Genomic DNA, 16872 nt, shown 5'->3' with positions numbered 1-16872 from the left:
CCTTCATGCCGCCACCGCGATCTGATTCTGCTTGATGCTCAATAAAAAGCTGTTGTCTTTCGTCATGGTTTTAGTCACTCTTCCCTCGCTGACGAGCTGTGTAATGAATTCGTCAACGAACCGTTTCGGCTCAGGAGAATTTGCATAGACGCGCTCGATACGGACTTCCTGGCCCTTATTGCTGGCAATGAATTTCTCGACCTTATCGACGGAGCGCGAGAAAGGCGAAGAAGTGGTCTGCCCAACCATGAGGAAAATGTTATTGATCCACTCTTCTGCAGCCTCGATTGCCGTCAATTCGTGCTGAAGGCTCACCTCCCGCTTGCCGTCAACTAAGGCCACGAGAATCGCGCACTTTCTGATATTCACGCCAAATCGAATTAGGGCCGGCTTGAGTAATTCCTCTTGTCGATGTCCTGAAGCTAGGCTCATCACATATTCCTGCATGTCGGAATGCCTATCTGCGGCTTCATTAGAATGCTGAACTGGAATCTGCGATGCTCCTGCGTGGCCGTGCCTGACTGCCATTTTCTTCGCACTGAATTGCGCAGCCCATTGCTTAGGCATTAGGTCATAGTTCGCAGCGGCATATCCATCAACCTGCCTGAGCCGATAGGTTCCCGGCTTCGGCTGGAGCTCATCGCCTACAGCCCAGATAAAACGCGGCAGTAGGCCAGAAACCCACATAGCCTCGTCGAGGGCTTTTGTCATGCCGTCCACGGTTCCCATCAGGTGAGTGATGAAGTGTGTTGTAGCACCAATCCCAGAGACGTTCTTCTTACCGCTCCGCAAAATCATGGGCACCTCCCCCTCATACAAATCGGCAAGCAGTTCCTTCATCCCACTCATCCAGGAGTTGTCGCCTTGCATCTGCTGGAAGAGGCCGTGCGCCTCGTCGGTGATGAACAAGCTCGGCTTGCCATCCCGAACAATCAGCGCCTCGAGCAAGGCATTCGGGCTGGCATTGCCGCCTATGCTTACTGGGTCATCTTTCGGGAAACAGGCCTTTAGAACGCTTTTCATAAGCTTCGACGCTTCGGACTTACCCGTAGTTGACTTCCCCAGCGTCAATGTGAAGAGGTTCAGGCCGACCGGGCCAGCGGGATCTGGGACAAGTCCAACATCGCTGAAGACCGCGGAAAGGATCACCCAGATATTCATGCGATGGTACGGACGATTTAGGAGAGCAACCTTAGTTTCAGCCCAATCCATGTACTCAGTCCCCCACCACGCTTTCCGCCCAACAGCCCTCTCGGCCTCCGTCATAAGCTCAATTCGATTAGGGACCAGCGCCAGGCTCGGCCGCTCAGAATCAGGCAACGCCTCGGCTCCGGCGCCTGTTTCGCCGGCGACAGTGGCACGCGCTTTCTCGGCCTCCTTCCAGAGCTCGTCGAGACCTGCGGCTTCGTTTTCACGCAGCGGACTGCCGGCGACAGAATGCCATGCGGCTGATGCGGCTTCTTCGATCGGTCGGCCAGCTCGCAGGCACTCTATGAGCAGTGTCCTTCTTGCTTTCCACCACGTCTCGGGCGCGCCTTCAGGGGCATTGAATACGAGTGTGGTGAAAGACTCCTGACCACCAGGCGTGAGCTCTGGTAAGAAATGGATGACTTCGACAATCGGAGGGAGGTGCGGGTACTCGGGACCGGGGACTGCGGCCAACTGCCCGAGCGTCGACTGGAGGGCGGACGCCCACTGCTCCATAATTTCCGGCACGCCCCACTCGGCATCGGTTGGGCAATGCTCGAGGATGATCTGTAGCGCACCTTCGGCAGTCAGCGCATAGTCGGGCGACTGAAACATTCTGCTGAACCAGCACGCGACGCGGTACATCTCTGAGCGCCAGCCTGCTCCATCGGCCCAGACTTTCGGCAACTCATCGAGCGCTTCGATCGCACTTGCAATCTGGCGGAGCTCTGAAGGGGATGCAACATCAACCTTGTCTCCTGGCTCGTGCTCAGAAGTGTCTACGACATACGTCTGCTTTTCGGGCAGAATCGCCAGCAAGCCAGCCGGGATCATCGGAATATTGCTGATATTCCCAAGGTAGGTGCCTGTAGGCAGCATCGAGCCAGGGCCGCAGACAAGGCCACCTTCGCCGCGGGTATCAATCTGCGGGTGTAGCTTCTTTTTCGTGTTCGGAAGCTCAGTCTCGCCATCAATGCGGTAGTAGACGTGCGTGCGGTCGGGGCCAGACGGTGTTTGTACGATCGCGCCTTCAGCGAAACCTTGCGCTTTCCACCAGCCTTGCGCTTCGGCTCCATCAAGATCCACAACGTACAGGTTGTTCACTGAGCCAGTGCGAATCCCATAGTTGAAATTCTTTTCCCGAAACCATACCGAAATGGTAGTCGGGTCTGTGGTTGCCTCATCTTGCCAGCCCTTATGGGCGGGAAGTTTGCTCATCGGCTTGAGCGGGAAGATAGAAAACCCGAGGTCGGCGGCGGCTAGGGCGTGGTCGATAATGGCGATTGTCCTGGCTCCGTTCTATATGTATGAATAAGGGTCATCGTGGGACTGGGAGGGATTGAACCCCCGACCTTCGGACGCGCCTCCCGGAATTACCCGTTGAATAGAGGTGGTACCTGCCGACGCTCTACCGCTGAGCTACGGTCCCATGAGACCCGTTTTCGCCTCTCGGGTAGAGGCGCGGAGGGCTTATGTCCGGTTGGCTTTCATCGGGTCCAACTCCCGCTTAGCGACTAACGCCTAGAACGAACCTACCGGCTGCGCCTGCTGCTGTGCGGCCTGCACGTCACTTGCATTCGGCGTCCAGCCGGGCGGCGGGCCTGCTGCGGCCGGAGGTGCCTGCACGGGGGCCTGCGCGGGCTGCGCGGCGGGAGTTGTGCCAGGAGTCCAGCCAGTCGGCGCTGCGGCCTGCTGTGCGGGCTGACCGCCACCTGCGGCCGGGGCGTTGCGCGCTTCAGCGGCCAGCTTGTCGGCAGCAGCCTGCAGCGCGGTGTTGTTCGGGATGCCTGCAGCCTTGTTGATGAACCCGACCACGTTGCGCGCTTCGTTCCCGTTCGACGCAGCCTCGTAGTTGAGTACGAGTTCGACCTCTTTGCCCATGAGCTCCTGGTCGGCAGGCAGCTTGAAGCCTTCCGGCGCATCCACGTTGTAGCCGAGAGAGCGGAAGAACTGGAAGAAGAAATACGCCGGCGTGCCATCCGGGAACTTCCCGTTGCCAGTGGATTTCAGGTTGCGAGCCAGCGGGACATCGGCGAACAGGTTGCGCCCCTGGCCTTTCTGCCCGTCAGCGATACGGAAACGAACGCCTAGGCAAGTGATTGCCGCGTTCACGCCTTCTCTCGCATACGGGCGCTTAGTGATGCTCGTGCCGTCTTTCGTGGTTGGCAGGACCGTCGCCAGCACCTTCCAGCCGCTCGGGAACAGGGCACCAGAACCCCCGCCTCCTTCGGCGACAACCGTGTTGTTGAATGGGATAACGAAATCGTCAGTCATATTTTTCTCCTTTGCTTAGATGTAGACCGAAGCGGGTGCTTCAGGCTGGGTTGCAACCGGGATAGACGGGGTTTGTGCCCGTGGCGTCACCTCACGACGCTCTGCAAGCATGGCGTAAAGCCCGCTGAGAGCAAAGTTTTCGATCCGATTGGGCAGCATGTAACGGTTTTTCGACACAATCACATCGCCGTCGACGGTGGCACTGATTGAGATCTCGCCAGTCTCAGGGTGCTTGACTTTTTCGAGGTACGCGACGACCGAAGGGATAGCCGCGATCGAATCTTTCACTGATCCCTGAAACTTAGGCTTCACCGAATACTGACCGCCCTCATCCGTACCTTCGGACGAATGCGCGAGCCAGATACCTGTCGAAGCCGGGTCATTCTGCATCGCCCATGCGATGTCCGAAGTCCATTCGGAGACTGATCCCCACGCGCCACGGGTATCCAACTTGCCCTTGTCGTTCCAGGTATTCGATTTGAGCCACTGCACAGCGACTTCCTGCATGACGTTTGCAGTGTCGACCACAATCACGTCATAACCTTGACCGAAAACGGCGCCACGGCGGAACGTTCCGCTTACGAGGTCTCGCTCGCCAAGGTAGTAGCGGAGCTGTCCGTAAGCGTCTTCGCTCGTCTTGTCGATGCGGATGATGTTGATGGTCTTTTCGCCGGCCATGCCCATATCCTCATCGTTGACGAGGTTCAGCACCTCGGGATCGTTGGCGAAAACCTCGGTCCCGTTATCAATGTCGATGATGAGCATTTTGGTGAACTCAGGCCGGTCGACCATCATCCGGCCGACAGTCGAAGTCTTCCGGGTGCCTGTCGCGCCGTAGAGAAGGAGCGAGCGAGGCGGCCCGACATCGGCTTTCTTCTGGAACATACCAGCAAATGCGGGCTTCGGCAGTGCGACCGGCTGGGGTGCAGTGGCGGTAGGTGTGGCGTTCATTATTTCTCCGTTCGTTTGTGACTAAAAAGTCGGGTCAGTGGTGGTTGTAGTGGCGAAGTTGGCGACAATCTCAGCGAACGCTGCGTCATCGGCAGTGAAAGCTTTGCCGGGCGGGATGATGAAATCGACTCCAGCTAGAACCTCGTCGGCTGGCGTTAGCTCTGCTGGCACCATCGAGCACGGGAAACACAGTGGGTTGCGGGCAAAATCCCCGAGCGTTGCACCGGACTGCAAGCGATCGTAGATCTCTTGTGCCCGCGCGATGAGCGCAAGTGCATAGTCCCGGTCATACTCGAACGGCAGCACCCAGATGTCGTGAACTGCTTTTGCGTCGAAGTAGCGATCCAGTTCCGGCACATCGAAGAAGCCGGTGCCGTCGCGGTTGAAGAACACCAGGGCAGCCGAATCGGCGACACCTGAGTGCATGTAGAGCGTCTGCTGCCCGAAATAGCCGGTCACCTTGTACTCCATCTTGGCGATTTCTTCGGCGTAAACCTTCTCGGACAACTTGATGTCTTTGTGGCTGCGGCCATACTGCGGCTCGAGGCCTTGTGCGGTTGCAAGGTAGTCCTGCATGATGGCGGACTTCTTGCGGGTGCTCCCTTTCCAGTCGATTAGCTGGCGGCTCGGTGCCAGCAGCAAGTCGATGGAGCCGCCGACGGGGCCATACCCATCGAGCTCGGCGAAAATGAGGTGCTTTTCTGTCTCTGCTCCTTCGAGAGCCGCGAACTGGTTTCGATGTTCAGCTACGCGGCTCTCGAAGATGCTGTGACCTGCGGTACCAAGGACAGCGCCCATCCATGTGCGCTTTGAGATGTCCGACTCTTGGACAGGCTCACCTTGGATTGCTTCAGCCAGGTGAAAATCACACCCATTCGCCATGTCTGAGGCTCCGATGCGATGCTGACGATCACGCGCTGTCGGAGCCGTAAGAAGTGAGACCGCCAGGTGGCGAATCTCTTCTGGCGAAAGTGTCATGCTTTTCTCCTATTCCCTGAATTGGTATTTGTTTCTGGATCTGGTGCCACGGGGAAACCGGGCCTCCTACGGCCGATGACTTTTGGGCTTTCAATGCGATTCATTGCGGCTCCTTCTTCTAAAAGTGACCCGCCCCCCCCGATGGGCTTTGTTCTGACATTTAGAAGACTACCGTATGTGAGTCACTAATCAAGCCTTTCGGTAAAAATTAGTGACTATTTTTTAGGCGGCCAGTGGCAGGGACTTTTTTGGCTTCGCCGTCGATACGAACGGGTGACCCTCTACCCATGACGTGCCACCGCTCACTGTCCATGCGAGGCCTTTCGACTCCACTAGTTCCCGATGGAGCGGCAGCAAAGGGCAGCCGGCACACAGCGCCGCGGCGACCTCCTGGCTGGGGCTCTGGCGGTAGTCCGCGTACAGCTCCGGCTTGTTGTGGCAGTTGATCTTCTCTGACCAGCCGTTCCGACTGGCCTCGAGCAGCATCTCGTCAAACTCCGCCTGGATCTCGGCGTGGGGCCTTCTTGGCGAGAGGATCAGGGGGATGATGGTCACTTCTTCACCCACCGAGACTTCGGCGGGTTAACGCTGGCCGGCTCGTAGTCGTAGCCGCCTGGCCCCCAGAACCATTCCCCGCCGGCCTTCTCGATCTTGTCCAACTTGTTCCTCGCCTTCCTGTATTCAGCGTGCCAGATGTTGAAGTCCTTCACTTCCTGCGTGGTTGGCGCTGTCCAGGTGTGAGTGTCCTCGGTCACGCAGGGACCGGCAAGCATCTCCCAGGAAAAGGGAACGCTTGCGCCTAGCTTCTTGAGCGCGCTCACGCTGCTACCTCCTCGTTGAAAGGCCAGTCAGGATGATGGTCAACCAGCCACTGCCCGCGTCTACGGATTCCACGATATTCAGCGATCACTGCACCATTCGGCGCCTTCTGATGAACAACCTCGTAGCCCAACCGCTTGATAATCCAGACGGGGAGGCGCGCATGACTGCCCATAGCGCGCATCAAGTCGCCCTCTATCTGCGCGTTTTCTTCGGCGATTATCCGCGCCGTCCAGGTTGCGATGATTTCTTCAATCCCGCTCACTTGCTCTCCCCTGGCTGCGCAAACGCTAGGCGCCCGATCTCTTCTGACGCGAGCAACACTGCGATCGGAGCTGCGGCCGTAATGGCAACACCTACCCATGCGCGGTAGTCGCCGACATTGCCATTCCAGAACCCGAGAGTATGCGCAACATTTGCGCCAACTGAAAGCGTTGCGAACCCGGTGAGCCCGGCCAGCGTCCGCCAGGTTGAAACCCCGCGACTTTTGAAAATGATGAGCGAGATTGTGTAGGCCAGAATCGCCGCGTCGATGAACAGGGCGGGGAGCCACTGAAGGAACGGCGGCAAGCCCGTGTATGCGGCAACCTGATAGATGCCGGCGAACGAGACTGCAAAGCTCGAAACCATAAGCAAGGTCACCAGCGCTACGGCCACAATCAGCGAACCGCGGGTGTCCGCCAGAAGCGGTGTGGCCCGCTTCGATTCCCGCTCGAGCTGTCGCGCTAGGCGCTCGGCTTCAGCTTTGGTTTGCAGGCGTTCTTTCTCGGACTTCCGACCGGCCCGGCTGCGCGTACCGATGGTTTCTGCCGTATCCATCCGCTGCGCCTCGAAATCTGGCTGGAGTAGTGGGGCTTCGGGGATGTAGGTTTGGATGTCGCTCATGTGTAGATCCGTTCCGTCTGGCCAGTGAGTGTTGAGTCGATGACGTAGGGACGGTCGTCTTCGAGGCCATTTAGGATTCGCCAGCAATTGCCGATAGCCGAATTGACGTCTATGTAATCTTCTTCATGCTGCTCGAGTTCACCAATCCATTTGTGCAGATTTGCCTTAGCTTCGCTAATGCGCCACTGGTTTGCCTCGTCCCGCTGCTCCTTCAAGAATGCGGCTGGCGTGAGGTCGATTGTGTGCTGACTAGCTACACTTTCGCGCCAAACCTCGTATTCGTTGAGCAGGTTTTCGTCGTCGGTTGTGCTCATGCTGTCACCAACTCACGCAGGCTTGAAGCGCCGCCCTCTTCGATGTCGAAGATTGCAAGTTCATGCAGGTCGATGTTCTTATCAAGCCCCGAACGCTGGCTTTTGAGCATTCCGATGTAAAGGTTGTGCTGCACCTTCGTCGCATCACCCCACGTAACCTCGGTTCCATCTGGAAGGAAGAATGAGCTGTCCAGAAGGTCTTTCGTCCACTGGATGTACTGCTTGACCGCGGCGACAGCAACACCCGTGACGATCTTGGCGGCCTTCTCGCGGTACTGAGAGTGGATCTTTGCCGAACGCTCGACGGCTGAATGTTCTTTGGCGCGAACGATCGTGCGCTCACGCTTGCGGTGCTCCGTCTCCACGTAGCGCCGGGCGCATTCGAGAAGCGAAGGGAAATCTTCGGCGTCGATCAGGGTGATTTCGCCCGCCTGGATGAGTTCTTCGATCTTCGTTTCCATCTGGCGAGTAGTGCGTTTCAGGACTGATTGCATGGTCATTTTGTTTCCTCCTTGGTTAGTTTCAAACTGAATGTAGCGCCTTCGATCTGCGTCAGGGTGATGCGTATCGGGTCGGTGGCGCTCGGGCGGATTGTGATGGTGCGAGGTGGGATGGGTGGCTTAGGCAACGTGTTTCCAAGCCGTGCGGCGAATAATGTTTCCAATCAAGGTCTTACTCACTTCATACTCCTTCATCAGGGTCAACCGTGGCTCACCCTTTGCTGCGCGCAATCGGATATCAATTACAGCCAACTCAGTCAGCTTTGCTTCGACGTGCGACTCGCCAGCGGGCCGACCCTTATGGACGTATGTAAGTCTCCAATTGGCCCGATTTTTCGCACGGATTCTTTCTTTGTTTTTTGCGAAATATGCAACTCGATAAGCAATGACTTTGTCAGGATGCTCTCTTCTGTGGACTGCTGCTCTTTCTAAATACGGCGACGGATTACTTCGATATCGTGATCTTGCCAAAAGGCTGAGTTTTGCCTTTCCTCGGTCGTAATAAACCTTTCGACGTTCCCGTGTCGTGATGGGGTTGTCTCGTACATAATCAGACGCACTTGCAATGCGAAAGAGACGATTGTTTTGATATGAGGTTCTTGCCCATCCCCGCCCCCGCTCCCGCATCGCTTCCGCGAGCTCTTCAACGAACCCGTCGAATTCGCTAGCCATCGAGCGCCCAATCAATCGCAGCCCAGAGTTCTACAGAAGGCTTATCTGACTCAGGCAAGAACACGTAGTCACAAGCGAACAGGGGGCGAACACCGAATGCAATCACTCGATGCCGAATTCCCGGTGTTGCCTCTTGAAGAATCAACGTGACAGAAGGTTTCCGGAAGTTTGATTCTTCTAGAATCTGCTTTCGCAGGTGCTCCGTGATTTTTCCGTTGACGTAAATGACTCGTGTTACGTCGATCATGCTGCATCCTCCTCTTGGTATGGCTGAATCGTTTTCAGCGTGTGCGCGATCTTGGCTTCAAACCTCAGCCGTGCGTCGCGGGTTACGTCTGCCCACCAGTCGGGCGGGTTAGGGGTGCCGTTGTTGGTCCAGAGGGTCACTTGCGGCTCTCTCCTTTCTTGAAGAAATGGATGGGCTGATTGCCCTGTTCATAGAGCGAATAGCCGAGGAACGTGCCCTCACCTTCGCGGATATACGGATCGACCCAGTCGAAGAACTTGTTGATCTCGTCGTCGTAGTTCTTCAGGTTTGCGCGAAAAGACCAGTAGTAGCCACCTTGGTAGTCATGCACCCACTCGTTGTGATTCCCGAGCGGGAAGTAGTAGCTCCCGCACGATGCGACACTCGCCCAGCGATCGCAGTCAAAGAACTCATGCTCGGGCAGAATCTCGCGCGGGGTGCCATAGCCCGACCCCTCGCGCAGCGCCGTGAAGGCCATTCCCACCTTCGGATCATTGGCCCACTCCGGGACCATCTCAGCGCGGAAGTTGATCTCGGTATACATGCCCATTAGAGCGCCACCTCATTCTTCTCGAGGGGCACAGAGCGCTCAGGGATGCGGCCGATGAGCGCCTGAACGGCTTCGCCAAACAGTTGTATCTCCGAATCGCCATAGCGGTGGAAGAACGTGGCGCGAGACGGGTATGGGCCGCGCCCGCCAGTGACGATGACTTCATAGTTGGCGATATCATCGAGCGATCGGTGCGGGCCGTCCATCTTCACCTGCTCCGGGTTGATCCGGTTGATTTCCAGATAGCGCTGGGCCGCTCCGTCTGCGATGTTGATGTTGATTTTTACGCTCATGCGTGATCCTCCATTTTGGTTTGTGGTTTGTTGGTTAGTGACTAAATCCTATCAGGCGGCGACGGTCAAACTCGCGTGCATTGCCAGCGTACCCATAACATTCCGCGACAAGATTCCTTCATCGTAGGACTCCCGAGCAACAATCTTCAGGTGCTGGAAACCCTCTTTACGGCCTGAACGGAAGTAGCGCTTGATCGCTTGCTGGTTTCTCGAATTGTCGTCGCTTTCATTTAACCAGCAGACACGACCACATACTGTCTGAAAGAGGTCGAGACCCGTTGAAAAAGATGCGATGACCGAGACAAGATATTGGATCTCGCCGGCAAGAAACTTTCGCTTGATCTCTTCACGCGCTTTCGAGCTCACGTCACCGCTCCACTCAACTGCGTCATAGCCCATTGCCCGCATTCGCTTTACTGTAACTTTCACGAATTGCTTACTATCGCAGTAAATCCCTACCTGCTGACCGCGCCAGTCTTCACGATCTACGATGCCGCGCAGTGCGTGCAACTTGGTGCTGCGGGTGTCATCTGCAAAAAAGACCTGCCCAGTTTCGTCGTCTAGTGACATTACGCCAAGCGTTGCCGTGCGAAGCCGAGTGCGGAGCGTTATCGGAAGGTCCGCGATCAGGGTGGCGCGTTGCCCAGCCGGCGTCTCCAGCCATACCATCATGTCCCGCTCGAGATCTTCGTAGTCTGCGCGCTGCTCAGGAAGGAGGTCGACGTAGACAATCTCAGGCTCAGGTACTTCCAGCTCCCCATCAAGACGGATATAGCAGGGAAGGCTTTTGACAAACTCGCCGGGGTTACGCTCGCCTTTCAGTTTGATAATGTCCCGACCGCGGGCAGAAACCATCTGTTCTCCTCCGGCCTTCAGTACGGGCTCGCTTGAGCACCACATTTCCGACCAACGCTGAAAGCTTGAGTCGATGAGCTCGGGCCAAACCCATTTTGTAATTGACCAAGCCCCTTCAAACTTGTTTGCCCACCAGGTGCCCGACATGGCGAGTTTGTTATGCGTAGGAATCGTTACCAGCGTTTTCCGACCGACACTTTTCCGGTTAGAAACCACATGCACTTCGTCAAAAATGACGAGATCGAACGGATGCGCTTGAATGCGCGCACGCTTGAAAATTTGTAGGTGGTGCTGCTCGGTTACAGGCACCGGCTCGCCATGGCGCAGAATCCGCTCGCCGTTTTCATCTTCTTTCCACAACTTATGCCCGTTGGTATCCATAATCTGTCGAGCGGTCCAGTCTTGTGCCGTAAGGAATTGCGCGCCGACAAAATACTGTCCAGGCTTGCCCGCATAGGCGTCATCCCAGGCGAGCCTTCCTGCTTTCGTGGCATCAATCCGGCGGAGTTCGAGGGCTCCATCAGATTGTGCGCTAAGGCGGTCGGCCCACTGGTGGTATGTGTCTTTGATTCCGATGTAAAGAACACGCTCGAAACCCATTCGCACAACAACTTCAGTTGCCTGAAGCGTATTGTGCGTGACGATGAAATCGCGGGTCACATAGAGATGATCTGATGCTGCAACCCGGATACATTTTGCAAGCTCAACCCGGTCGAATTCGATCGACTCAATTGAGCGAGTAGGAGCGTATTTCGTTGGCGCAGTAGCGCGTGCTGCTTTCCGTCCGAGACGGAACGGGGGGACACCATGCGGCAGCGCCAGGTACATGCGATAGAAAGGCTGCCCAATTAGCTTCTCGCCATTGTAGGTATACCCCGGCTCTTCAACACAGCGAATTGAGGCCACCCCACCGAGCGAACGTACAAGAAATTGAACGTCCTCCGCGAGTTGTTTTGAAACCGTGCCATACTCAATGCCGCTCGATTTCTGCTCAGCGTTCGCTGGCGTTCCATCGGTATCGAGAAGCCCTTGAAGCACTGCGACGCGGTTCGCGGCCGATGTCCAGAGGTATTCGTCTGGCACATGCTTGTCAGCGCTCAATTCGCACATTCCAAGCTCTTTGAGATAGCACTTCATACCGCTGAGCGAGTAGGCACCAACGTAGTCGGCCTTGTACTTGCCTCCAGTGTCAAGCTGGCGGATGGATGCTCCAACGGGCAAAAACATTGCTTCGGCAATCTCTTTGTCAGTGGTGATAGTTGTGCCGCCTTTTACTCCGAGGCTTCCATCACCGAGAAGCGCGCCAACTGTGTACGGGTCGAGGGTGATTTCTCCACGCTGCTCAAACTCGACTGGTTGCACCATCGGAATGAAGTGCTTCCGATTGCCATTCGCATAGGTCAGCCCTTCCTCCTGGATCTGCTGCGTAGTCAGCGTGCGGTAAGGCTTGCCGGTTGCCTTCCGCGTCGGAGTGTTGACGCTCCAGAGGTGCTCAGCCCCGACATCCGTGAAGCTGCCGTCGCTGAACGTGACTCGGTAAATGGAGCGTAAGCCCTGCTCAAAGGTGGCTTCTACAAGGGTCGGCAATCCATCTGATCCGACAGTGAAGTCGCCGGTCTGAATCTTCTCATAGGTCGTCCAACCTTTCGGAGTCAGAATCAACTCCGAATAAGCCCCGAGCTTCCCGGTATCCATATTGGACCCGTTTACGACACTGTGCGTAGCGGCTGGGTTATCGGAATGCATCTCCCAGCAGGCGCGAACAATCGCCGCTTCCTGCTCATTAGAGATCCAGCCGCGCTCATCGGTGCCCTGGTTGGGGAGGATCTTTTCGGTGGTCATTTAGCAGCAACCGCGAGAGCGCGAATGAGTTCGTTGGCCCACTCATCACGGACGCCTACAAGCACGCCGTGGTTGCGGAGCACGACGCGGATGGCGTCGCGGCAGGCAGTTTCACTGCGATGTTTTGCGGGGACCTTACCAAAGCTCTCGCCCGCGAGCCATGCACCCAGCCATTGCACCTCGTCGTCGGTCAGCTTGCCGGGCTTGATGGAAGGCCCATCCCAGTCCTGCTCGGCCCAGATTCCGATGTCGATGCTCGCGGCGATCTGCGCGGCGTCGTCTCCTGCGGCACTCATGCGGCCAACTTCTGCACGGGATGCGGGAAGAAGACATAGAGCACTTCGCCGGAAATCTTCTGGGCGTTGTTCAAGCGTGCGGCCTCCTTCTGGATCTCGGTGTAGGTGCCCGTCTGGCGGGGGTAGTCGGGCCGGTCGAAGCCCGAAAAGCCGGTCGCCGGGTTCGGGAGCGTGAGGTCGCGCTCGACGATCGCCTGTTCTGCCTCATCCCATTCGAGCTCTGTGCGCGGGCCAGTCTCGAGTGAGTACAGCCGGTCATCGGGGGTGGCGCTCTGCGGCCACTTGTGCGGCGGGATGATGGCGAGCTTGTCGAGGGGGTTTTCGTTGTCGGTCATGCGGTGGCCTTCTCTCGGTAGTCGGTTCTCTTGGCGCTTCCGGGCTCGTAAGCCTCGTCGTCGTAGCGGGTGGAGGCGACAAGGTAGTTCTTCATCGCATTGAACGCACGCCGCGCGACATGTTCGGAGTGCTCATCGGCTGCCCGGTCAAGCTCGGCGGTCACATCGTCCCAGTCCTGTTCGCCGAGCAGTGTTACCCACTCATCGAACGTATTTAGTGACTCATCGAATTCGATGATCGCGCGCTGGTCTTCGTCCTGCCCCTGGTACACAGTGATGGTGTACGTGCCGCGCGTGAACGTGAGGTCGGCCTCGAGGTCGAATTCGGTGACAAGATCGCTGTACTTGTTGAAGGTGTCCACGGCATCTTGGATTTCTTCGCGGGACTCTTCGGCCTGGTATGGGCCTTCGAGCCAGGCGTCGTAGCTCATGCGTTCACCAGCTCTCGCGCCAGGGCGGCCTCAAAGTCGGCCTGAGTGATCCGAATTGCGACCAGTCCATTCGGGCAATCGACCCACTTTCCGATCCCGAGACCGCGTCCGTCGTCGTACTCGGTCTCAACGAAGGTGTAATCGGGGGTGCCTTCGATGTTTGCGAATACGATGTTCACCGCGCCGCTCATGCGTTCACCAGCTCTTTCTTGGCAGGCTCATCGGCCAGGAGCGACTTGCATTCCCACTTGACCACATCAACGGTTTCTTTGTATGCTTTCACGGCTTCGACGCGGGCGTGCTCGACAGTCTTCGTGCCGGTGACTACGCGCTCACAGACTGCGGCGCGGTCGGCGTAGATGGTGGCCTCGAAGTAGCCGAAGATGCCCTCGCGCCGGAAATACATGGTGCTACCGCTATCCTGCTTCTTCCACGTTCCGCCGAACGCCCGGATGATCTGGCGCACCAGAATCTTCTGGGCCGCGCGGTTCTCATCGGTCCATGCGCTCGGCAGATGAATGTCGAGGCCGCGGTCATGGAAGCCGATACTCGCCGTCTTGCTCTGAAAGCCGTATTCCGATTCCACGGCTTCTTGAAGCACGCCGGGGTTTGCGTCCATGAGGTCGAGCACCTTGCGGATTGCGTCTGTCCTGATTGTCATGCGTTGATCTCCTGATTCTTTGGGGCGATTGTGCGCCATTTGATTGTGTCTCTGTGCATCCAATAGCGCCGGCCTGAACGGTCGGCTTGGACTGTGAATCTGTCCGGTCGGTCACTAGCAAAAACAGTCATTATGCCTTCGCCTGGCAGGTAAGCCTTACCTACTGCTGCGCCTAGCGTTACTGCGAGGCCCACGCTAATGCTTCCTCCGCATTAGTGGCTAACTGCATCCAGACTATCACGGGATGACGGTTTCCGAACCGCTGAAGCCAATCTAAATTGTCGGGGATTTCCGGCGCGATGCTTGGAACAAGTGTCGAGCCGTCCCAGTCAAACACGGCCATATTCAGCCCAGCCTCAAGCGCTTGACCTGCGTCCCAATCGAGCTCGTCGGTTGCTGAATCCCATGCCGAGCCGGTCAACGTGACAACCAGCCGCTTCTGCTCGTTCCAGGCATAGCGCCCGGCGTTCGGGTCATTCTCGCGGCGTGCCAGCGGTCCCTCGTCTGTGTGCGCCGTGCGTTTCATCGACTCATAGAAGGAGTGGGGATTCTTCGTGCCCAGACCTTCCCGATAAATCCGGCTGGATGGCACGCCGGCATCATTCGCCAGGCGGACCTCGCGGTCCATCGCCAGAAGGTAATCCGCCACTTCCCGCTCTGCGAGCTGTCGGGCGCGCATCAACGCATCTGCTTTAGCCGTTCGCCAGGCGATCGCGGCGGCTCGCACGTTTCGGATGTGGAGCTCTTGTTTAGGTGAGATTTTCATGCTTTAGGCCTTTCAAAAAGGATATGACCGAGACCGACAGCAAGAAACATGCCAGCTAAAGGGAGAATGAGCATCAAGCGGAAGACTCGCTTTCTTTGTTTGTTCGGTTTCCTTCGCGGATTGCGAGGGTCGCCATAAGGGCTGCGGCTGGAAGGAGCGGGACAAGTGCTAGCAGAATCATGCGCTCATTCCTTTTACTATTTCGAGCATCATTGCATCCATGCGCGCTCGGGTGGCGCGGCTGATTTTGGCGGGCTGCGGTGTCGCGCCGGCGTCGCGGCGGGCTGCCTGTTTCGTTGTGTCGATCGGCTTTCCCGATTTTTTGCGCGCTTTACGTGCTGCGTTGCTCATGCGCCGGCCTTCTTTGCGTTGCGTGCGTTGCGACGGCTGCGGAACATCAACGCCGCGCCGAGGGCTACGGCTGGAATTCCGAACCAAAGCAAACCCCAAGCGACCGGGCCGCCCGTGTAGGCCAGCTTCTTGCCCGCATCGGCCACAGGTGCCGCGCTGGGCGGCGTTACGGCTGCCGCGGGTATTGGCGCCGGAGTTACTGTTACGGGCAGCTGTACCGGCGTTGTGGGGGTCGGCGTCGGCGCGGGGGTCGTCGGGGTCGGCGTCGGGGTCGGGTCGGGAACGACGACAGGCGGCGGGCAGGCGTCGCGCATCACCACGTTACCGGCGATATAGGCGCCCCCTAGCTCCCCGTCTGGCAACTTCAGCGCTGGCTGCGCGCCGTAGTACATGTCCGCCTGATATGTCCCGCACGCAGGCAGCGCGATCGTGAAAGTCTGCGCCGTGTTTGTGAGAATCGCCCACGTCCACTCTTTCGCCGTCTGTGCGTGGTGGTGGTCGGCTGCGCTGGTCGGCTGCGCAGTGTCGAAAGAATAGCTGCTAAGCCACACTCCGCACCCCGCGGGATTCTTGTCGCTGGTGTGTGCCGTGAAAGATCCGCCGCCATTCCAAGTTGCGCTAACCGTGCCGGCTGCACAGGTCTGGGCTATTGCGCTCGGCGTTGTTTCGGCTGCATTCGCTGCACTGGCCCCAGCCAAGGCGAAAACTGCCCCGGCGATCAGTGCGGCGGCTGTGGTCTTTTTGTTCAATAGGTCCCCTTTGTTTGTATTTGGCTTATGCGGTCGCGGATGAGCTCTAGCACTTCGAGCGCCGTTAGGTTGGTGTCTAGGCCCGCGTACTTGATCCGGTGGATATAGTGCTCAATCCATCCCCCCTCTTCGCTCTCGTAGTCGTCCAGTGTGTCGCGCTTGCCCTCTTCGCGGCCTTGGTTTAGGGCCTCTTCGGTTAGCCGCTCTTCGCGCTCTGTTTGCGCGGTTTTGAGGTTGTATTCGTTCGCCACTCCCTCGAAAAACTCGGTTGCTTCCTCTAAGGCTTCGAGGGCTTCGCGGGTGGCCGTTGCTTGCTTGTACTGCTCATGCTGCTTGACGCGCTGCTCTGCGCGCTCTGCCTCTATGCGCCTTTTGCTCTCGGCGGTCCAGGCTCCCGACTTAGTGCGGGTGTAGGGCTCCGTGGTCGTCATGCCCCCATCTCCCGCGCTCCGTTTTCGGTCACGGTGTAATCGAATCCATAGTCTTCGTAATATGCCAGTCGCTCGGCAAGCACGATTTCCGCCTGTTCGATTGTCTCGCATCGAATGATTACAACTGCCCTAAATGTTTTCATGTCTCCCTGTCTCCTGTTTTGTTTAGTGGCTACTGAATCGCCCAGCGCCGGAGCACGGCCCGGCACGCGGGCGCCGTGTTCCGGTATTGCTCGCGGCTGATAACGCGGCCGGTTATCTCCATGACTGCGGCCAGGGTTTCGGGGCTGGCTTGGCCGTCGCCGGGGATTAGTGCGGGCAGGGGGTCGCCGTGCATTAGCCCGGTCTGTAGGTCGAATTCTGCACCTTGTTTGCTTGCTTGTGCCCATGCGATCGCGGCCAGCATGTACGGCGCGAGGTCCGGGCGGTTTCGCATTGTTGTTGCGTCGTCGCGGGTTTGGTCTGTCGTGGTGGTGTTCATGGT

Annotated in this window: 26 protein-coding genes and 1 tRNA gene; all 27 read right to left on the bottom strand. The window is 57.6% G+C overall.

Features of this window, described 5'->3' with window-relative positions; all coding sequences use genetic code 11:
- Nucleotides 1-3: 3 nt before the first annotated feature.
- Complete coding sequence (locus ABIB54_RS02740) at nucleotides 4-2463, bottom strand: bifunctional DNA primase/polymerase (RefSeq protein ID WP_354574242.1); 2460 nt, start codon at nucleotides 2461-2463, stop codon at nucleotides 4-6.
- A 49-nt stretch (nucleotides 2464-2512) separates the two neighbouring features.
- Nucleotides 2513-2617 (bottom strand) — tRNA-OTHER (locus tag ABIB54_RS02735).
- 92 nt (nucleotides 2618-2709) lie between these two features.
- A complete protein-coding gene (locus ABIB54_RS02730) occupies nucleotides 2710-3462 on the bottom strand; it encodes a hypothetical protein (protein WP_354573978.1) in 753 nt (250 codons plus the stop codon).
- A 15-nt stretch (nucleotides 3463-3477) separates the two neighbouring features.
- Nucleotides 3478-4413, bottom strand: coding sequence for an AAA family ATPase (locus tag ABIB54_RS02725; RefSeq protein ID WP_354573977.1), 936 nt, complete (start codon nucleotides 4411-4413; stop codon nucleotides 3478-3480).
- A 21-nt stretch (nucleotides 4414-4434) separates the two neighbouring features.
- The gene (locus ABIB54_RS02720; RefSeq protein WP_354573976.1) at nucleotides 4435-5391 is read right to left on the bottom strand and encodes a hypothetical protein; all 957 of its coding nucleotides are present in this window, start codon (nucleotides 5389-5391) and stop codon (nucleotides 4435-4437) included.
- Between the two features lie 222 nt (nucleotides 5392-5613).
- On the bottom strand, nucleotides 5614-5946 hold the full coding sequence (locus ABIB54_RS02715; protein WP_354573975.1) for a hypothetical protein: 333 nt from the start codon (nucleotides 5944-5946) through the stop codon (nucleotides 5614-5616).
- A complete protein-coding gene (locus ABIB54_RS02710; RefSeq protein ID WP_354573974.1) occupies nucleotides 5943-6212 on the bottom strand; it encodes a hypothetical protein in 270 nt (89 codons plus the stop codon). The genes ABIB54_RS02715 and ABIB54_RS02710 overlap by 4 nt, the downstream gene beginning before the upstream one ends.
- The gene (locus ABIB54_RS02705) at nucleotides 6209-6475 is read right to left on the bottom strand and encodes a hypothetical protein (protein WP_354573973.1); all 267 of its coding nucleotides are present in this window, start codon (nucleotides 6473-6475) and stop codon (nucleotides 6209-6211) included. The genes ABIB54_RS02710 and ABIB54_RS02705 overlap by 4 nt, the downstream gene beginning before the upstream one ends.
- Nucleotides 6472-7095, bottom strand: coding sequence for a hypothetical protein (locus ABIB54_RS02700; RefSeq protein ID WP_354573972.1), 624 nt, complete (start codon nucleotides 7093-7095; stop codon nucleotides 6472-6474). The genes ABIB54_RS02705 and ABIB54_RS02700 overlap by 4 nt, the downstream gene beginning before the upstream one ends.
- The gene (locus ABIB54_RS02695) at nucleotides 7092-7409 is read right to left on the bottom strand and encodes a hypothetical protein (RefSeq protein WP_354573971.1); all 318 of its coding nucleotides are present in this window, start codon (nucleotides 7407-7409) and stop codon (nucleotides 7092-7094) included. Before ABIB54_RS02695 ends, ABIB54_RS02700 begins: the two co-directional genes overlap by 4 nt.
- Complete coding sequence (locus tag ABIB54_RS02690; RefSeq protein WP_354573970.1) at nucleotides 7406-7909, bottom strand: hypothetical protein; 504 nt, start codon at nucleotides 7907-7909, stop codon at nucleotides 7406-7408. Before ABIB54_RS02690 ends, ABIB54_RS02695 begins: the two co-directional genes overlap by 4 nt.
- A 120-nt stretch (nucleotides 7910-8029) precedes the next feature.
- A complete protein-coding gene (locus ABIB54_RS02685; protein WP_354573969.1) occupies nucleotides 8030-8581 on the bottom strand; it encodes a hypothetical protein in 552 nt (183 codons plus the stop codon).
- Nucleotides 8574-8828 carry a hypothetical protein gene (locus ABIB54_RS02680; RefSeq protein ID WP_354573968.1) on the bottom strand — a complete coding sequence of 85 codons (255 nt, stop codon included), beginning with the start codon at nucleotides 8826-8828 and terminating at the stop codon, nucleotides 8574-8576. Before ABIB54_RS02680 ends, ABIB54_RS02685 begins: the two co-directional genes overlap by 8 nt.
- Nucleotides 8825-8968 (bottom strand): hypothetical protein, encoded by a 144-nt coding sequence (locus ABIB54_RS02675; RefSeq protein ID WP_354573967.1) that lies wholly within the window; start codon nucleotides 8966-8968, stop codon nucleotides 8825-8827. The genes ABIB54_RS02680 and ABIB54_RS02675 overlap by 4 nt, the downstream gene beginning before the upstream one ends.
- The gene (locus ABIB54_RS02670) at nucleotides 8965-9378 is read right to left on the bottom strand and encodes a hypothetical protein (protein ID WP_354573966.1); all 414 of its coding nucleotides are present in this window, start codon (nucleotides 9376-9378) and stop codon (nucleotides 8965-8967) included. Before ABIB54_RS02670 ends, ABIB54_RS02675 begins: the two co-directional genes overlap by 4 nt.
- The gene (locus ABIB54_RS02665; protein WP_354573965.1) at nucleotides 9378-9671 is read right to left on the bottom strand and encodes a hypothetical protein; all 294 of its coding nucleotides are present in this window, start codon (nucleotides 9669-9671) and stop codon (nucleotides 9378-9380) included. The genes ABIB54_RS02670 and ABIB54_RS02665 overlap by 1 nt, the downstream gene beginning before the upstream one ends.
- Nucleotides 9672-9722: 51 nt before the next feature.
- Nucleotides 9723-12368 (bottom strand): LAGLIDADG family homing endonuclease, encoded by a 2646-nt coding sequence (locus tag ABIB54_RS02660; protein WP_354573964.1) that lies wholly within the window; start codon nucleotides 12366-12368, stop codon nucleotides 9723-9725.
- Complete coding sequence (locus ABIB54_RS02655) at nucleotides 12365-12664, bottom strand: hypothetical protein (protein ID WP_354573963.1); 300 nt, start codon at nucleotides 12662-12664, stop codon at nucleotides 12365-12367. Before ABIB54_RS02655 ends, ABIB54_RS02660 begins: the two co-directional genes overlap by 4 nt.
- The gene (locus tag ABIB54_RS02650) at nucleotides 12661-12999 is read right to left on the bottom strand and encodes a hypothetical protein (protein WP_354573962.1); all 339 of its coding nucleotides are present in this window, start codon (nucleotides 12997-12999) and stop codon (nucleotides 12661-12663) included. The genes ABIB54_RS02655 and ABIB54_RS02650 overlap by 4 nt, the downstream gene beginning before the upstream one ends.
- Nucleotides 12996-13430, bottom strand: coding sequence for a hypothetical protein (locus tag ABIB54_RS02645; RefSeq protein ID WP_354573961.1), 435 nt, complete (start codon nucleotides 13428-13430; stop codon nucleotides 12996-12998). The genes ABIB54_RS02650 and ABIB54_RS02645 overlap by 4 nt, the downstream gene beginning before the upstream one ends.
- Nucleotides 13427-13621 carry a hypothetical protein gene (locus ABIB54_RS02640; RefSeq protein WP_354573960.1) on the bottom strand — a complete coding sequence of 65 codons (195 nt, stop codon included), beginning with the start codon at nucleotides 13619-13621 and terminating at the stop codon, nucleotides 13427-13429. Before ABIB54_RS02640 ends, ABIB54_RS02645 begins: the two co-directional genes overlap by 4 nt.
- Complete coding sequence (locus tag ABIB54_RS02635; protein ID WP_354573959.1) at nucleotides 13618-14091, bottom strand: hypothetical protein; 474 nt, start codon at nucleotides 14089-14091, stop codon at nucleotides 13618-13620. The genes ABIB54_RS02640 and ABIB54_RS02635 overlap by 4 nt, the downstream gene beginning before the upstream one ends.
- 178 nt (nucleotides 14092-14269) lie before the next feature.
- Nucleotides 14270-14857, bottom strand: coding sequence for a hypothetical protein (locus ABIB54_RS02630; RefSeq protein ID WP_354573958.1), 588 nt, complete (start codon nucleotides 14855-14857; stop codon nucleotides 14270-14272).
- Between the two features lie 177 nt (nucleotides 14858-15034).
- Entirely contained in the window at nucleotides 15035-15208 is a 174-nt protein-coding gene (locus ABIB54_RS02625) for a hypothetical protein (RefSeq protein ID WP_354573957.1), read from the bottom strand.
- Nucleotides 15205-15957 (bottom strand): LAVTG motif-containing sortase-dependent surface protein, encoded by a 753-nt coding sequence (locus tag ABIB54_RS02620; RefSeq protein WP_354573956.1) that lies wholly within the window; start codon nucleotides 15955-15957, stop codon nucleotides 15205-15207. The genes ABIB54_RS02625 and ABIB54_RS02620 overlap by 4 nt, the downstream gene beginning before the upstream one ends.
- Nucleotides 15954-16388, bottom strand: a complete 435-nt coding sequence (locus ABIB54_RS02615; protein ID WP_354573955.1) for a hypothetical protein — start codon at nucleotides 16386-16388, stop codon at nucleotides 15954-15956. The genes ABIB54_RS02620 and ABIB54_RS02615 overlap by 4 nt, the downstream gene beginning before the upstream one ends.
- Before the next feature lie 172 nt (nucleotides 16389-16560).
- Nucleotides 16561-16869, bottom strand: a complete 309-nt coding sequence (locus ABIB54_RS02610) for a hypothetical protein (protein ID WP_354573954.1) — start codon at nucleotides 16867-16869, stop codon at nucleotides 16561-16563.
- Between the last annotated feature and the right edge of the window lie 3 nt (nucleotides 16870-16872).

This window comes from Frigoribacterium sp. UYMn621 (assembly GCF_040549525.1).
Taxonomy (GTDB): Bacteria; Actinomycetota; Actinomycetes; order Actinomycetales; family Microbacteriaceae; genus Lacisediminihabitans.
Note: the sequence above shows the minus strand (reverse complement) of the source record. Positions and strands in the feature narration are given on the sequence as shown.

What these genes read in the sequence shown, in the direction of transcription:
- ABIB54_RS02690 (WP_354573970.1), bottom strand. Translation starts at nt 7,909, where the DNA reads ATGACCATGCAATCAGTCCTGAAACGCACTACTCGCCAGATGGAAACG.
- ABIB54_RS02665 (WP_354573965.1), bottom strand. Translation starts at nt 9,671, where the DNA reads ATGAGCGTAAAAATCAACATCAACATCGCAGACGGAGCGGCCCAGCGC.
- ABIB54_RS02725 (WP_354573977.1), bottom strand. Translation starts at nt 4,413, where the DNA reads ATGAACGCCACACCTACCGCCACTGCACCCCAGCCGGTCGCACTGCCG.
- ABIB54_RS02615 (WP_354573955.1), bottom strand. Translation starts at nt 16,388, where the DNA reads ATGACGACCACGGAGCCCTACACCCGCACTAAGTCGGGAGCCTGGACC.
- ABIB54_RS02635 (WP_354573959.1), bottom strand. Translation starts at nt 14,091, where the DNA reads ATGACAATCAGGACAGACGCAATCCGCAAGGTGCTCGACCTCATGGAC.
- ABIB54_RS02700 (WP_354573972.1), bottom strand. Translation starts at nt 7,095, where the DNA reads ATGAGCGACATCCAAACCTACATCCCCGAAGCCCCACTACTCCAGCCA.
- ABIB54_RS02660 (WP_354573964.1), bottom strand. Translation starts at nt 12,368, where the DNA reads ATGACCACCGAAAAGATCCTCCCCAACCAGGGCACCGATGAGCGCGGC.
- ABIB54_RS02695 (WP_354573971.1), bottom strand. Translation starts at nt 7,409, where the DNA reads ATGAGCACAACCGACGACGAAAACCTGCTCAACGAATACGAGGTTTGG.
- ABIB54_RS02650 (WP_354573962.1), bottom strand. Translation starts at nt 12,999, where the DNA reads ATGACCGACAACGAAAACCCCCTCGACAAGCTCGCCATCATCCCGCCG.
- ABIB54_RS02655 (WP_354573963.1), bottom strand. Translation starts at nt 12,664, where the DNA reads ATGAGTGCCGCAGGAGACGACGCCGCGCAGATCGCCGCGAGCATCGAC.
- ABIB54_RS02630 (WP_354573958.1), bottom strand. Translation starts at nt 14,857, where the DNA reads ATGAAAATCTCACCTAAACAAGAGCTCCACATCCGAAACGTGCGAGCC.
- ABIB54_RS02640 (WP_354573960.1), bottom strand. Translation starts at nt 13,621, where the DNA reads ATGAGCGGCGCGGTGAACATCGTATTCGCAAACATCGAAGGCACCCCC.
- ABIB54_RS02680 (WP_354573968.1), bottom strand. Translation starts at nt 8,828, where the DNA reads ATGATCGACGTAACACGAGTCATTTACGTCAACGGAAAAATCACGGAG.
- ABIB54_RS02730 (WP_354573978.1), bottom strand. Translation starts at nt 3,462, where the DNA reads ATGACTGACGATTTCGTTATCCCATTCAACAACACGGTTGTCGCCGAA.
- ABIB54_RS02720 (WP_354573976.1), bottom strand. Translation starts at nt 5,391, where the DNA reads ATGACACTTTCGCCAGAAGAGATTCGCCACCTGGCGGTCTCACTTCTT.
- ABIB54_RS02625 (WP_354573957.1), bottom strand. Translation starts at nt 15,208, where the DNA reads ATGAGCAACGCAGCACGTAAAGCGCGCAAAAAATCGGGAAAGCCGATC.
- ABIB54_RS02610 (WP_354573954.1), bottom strand. Translation starts at nt 16,869, where the DNA reads ATGAACACCACCACGACAGACCAAACCCGCGACGACGCAACAACAATG.
- ABIB54_RS02685 (WP_354573969.1), bottom strand. Translation starts at nt 8,581, where the DNA reads ATGGCTAGCGAATTCGACGGGTTCGTTGAAGAGCTCGCGGAAGCGATG.
- ABIB54_RS02645 (WP_354573961.1), bottom strand. Translation starts at nt 13,430, where the DNA reads ATGAGCTACGACGCCTGGCTCGAAGGCCCATACCAGGCCGAAGAGTCC.
- ABIB54_RS02670 (WP_354573966.1), bottom strand. Translation starts at nt 9,378, where the DNA reads ATGGGCATGTATACCGAGATCAACTTCCGCGCTGAGATGGTCCCGGAG.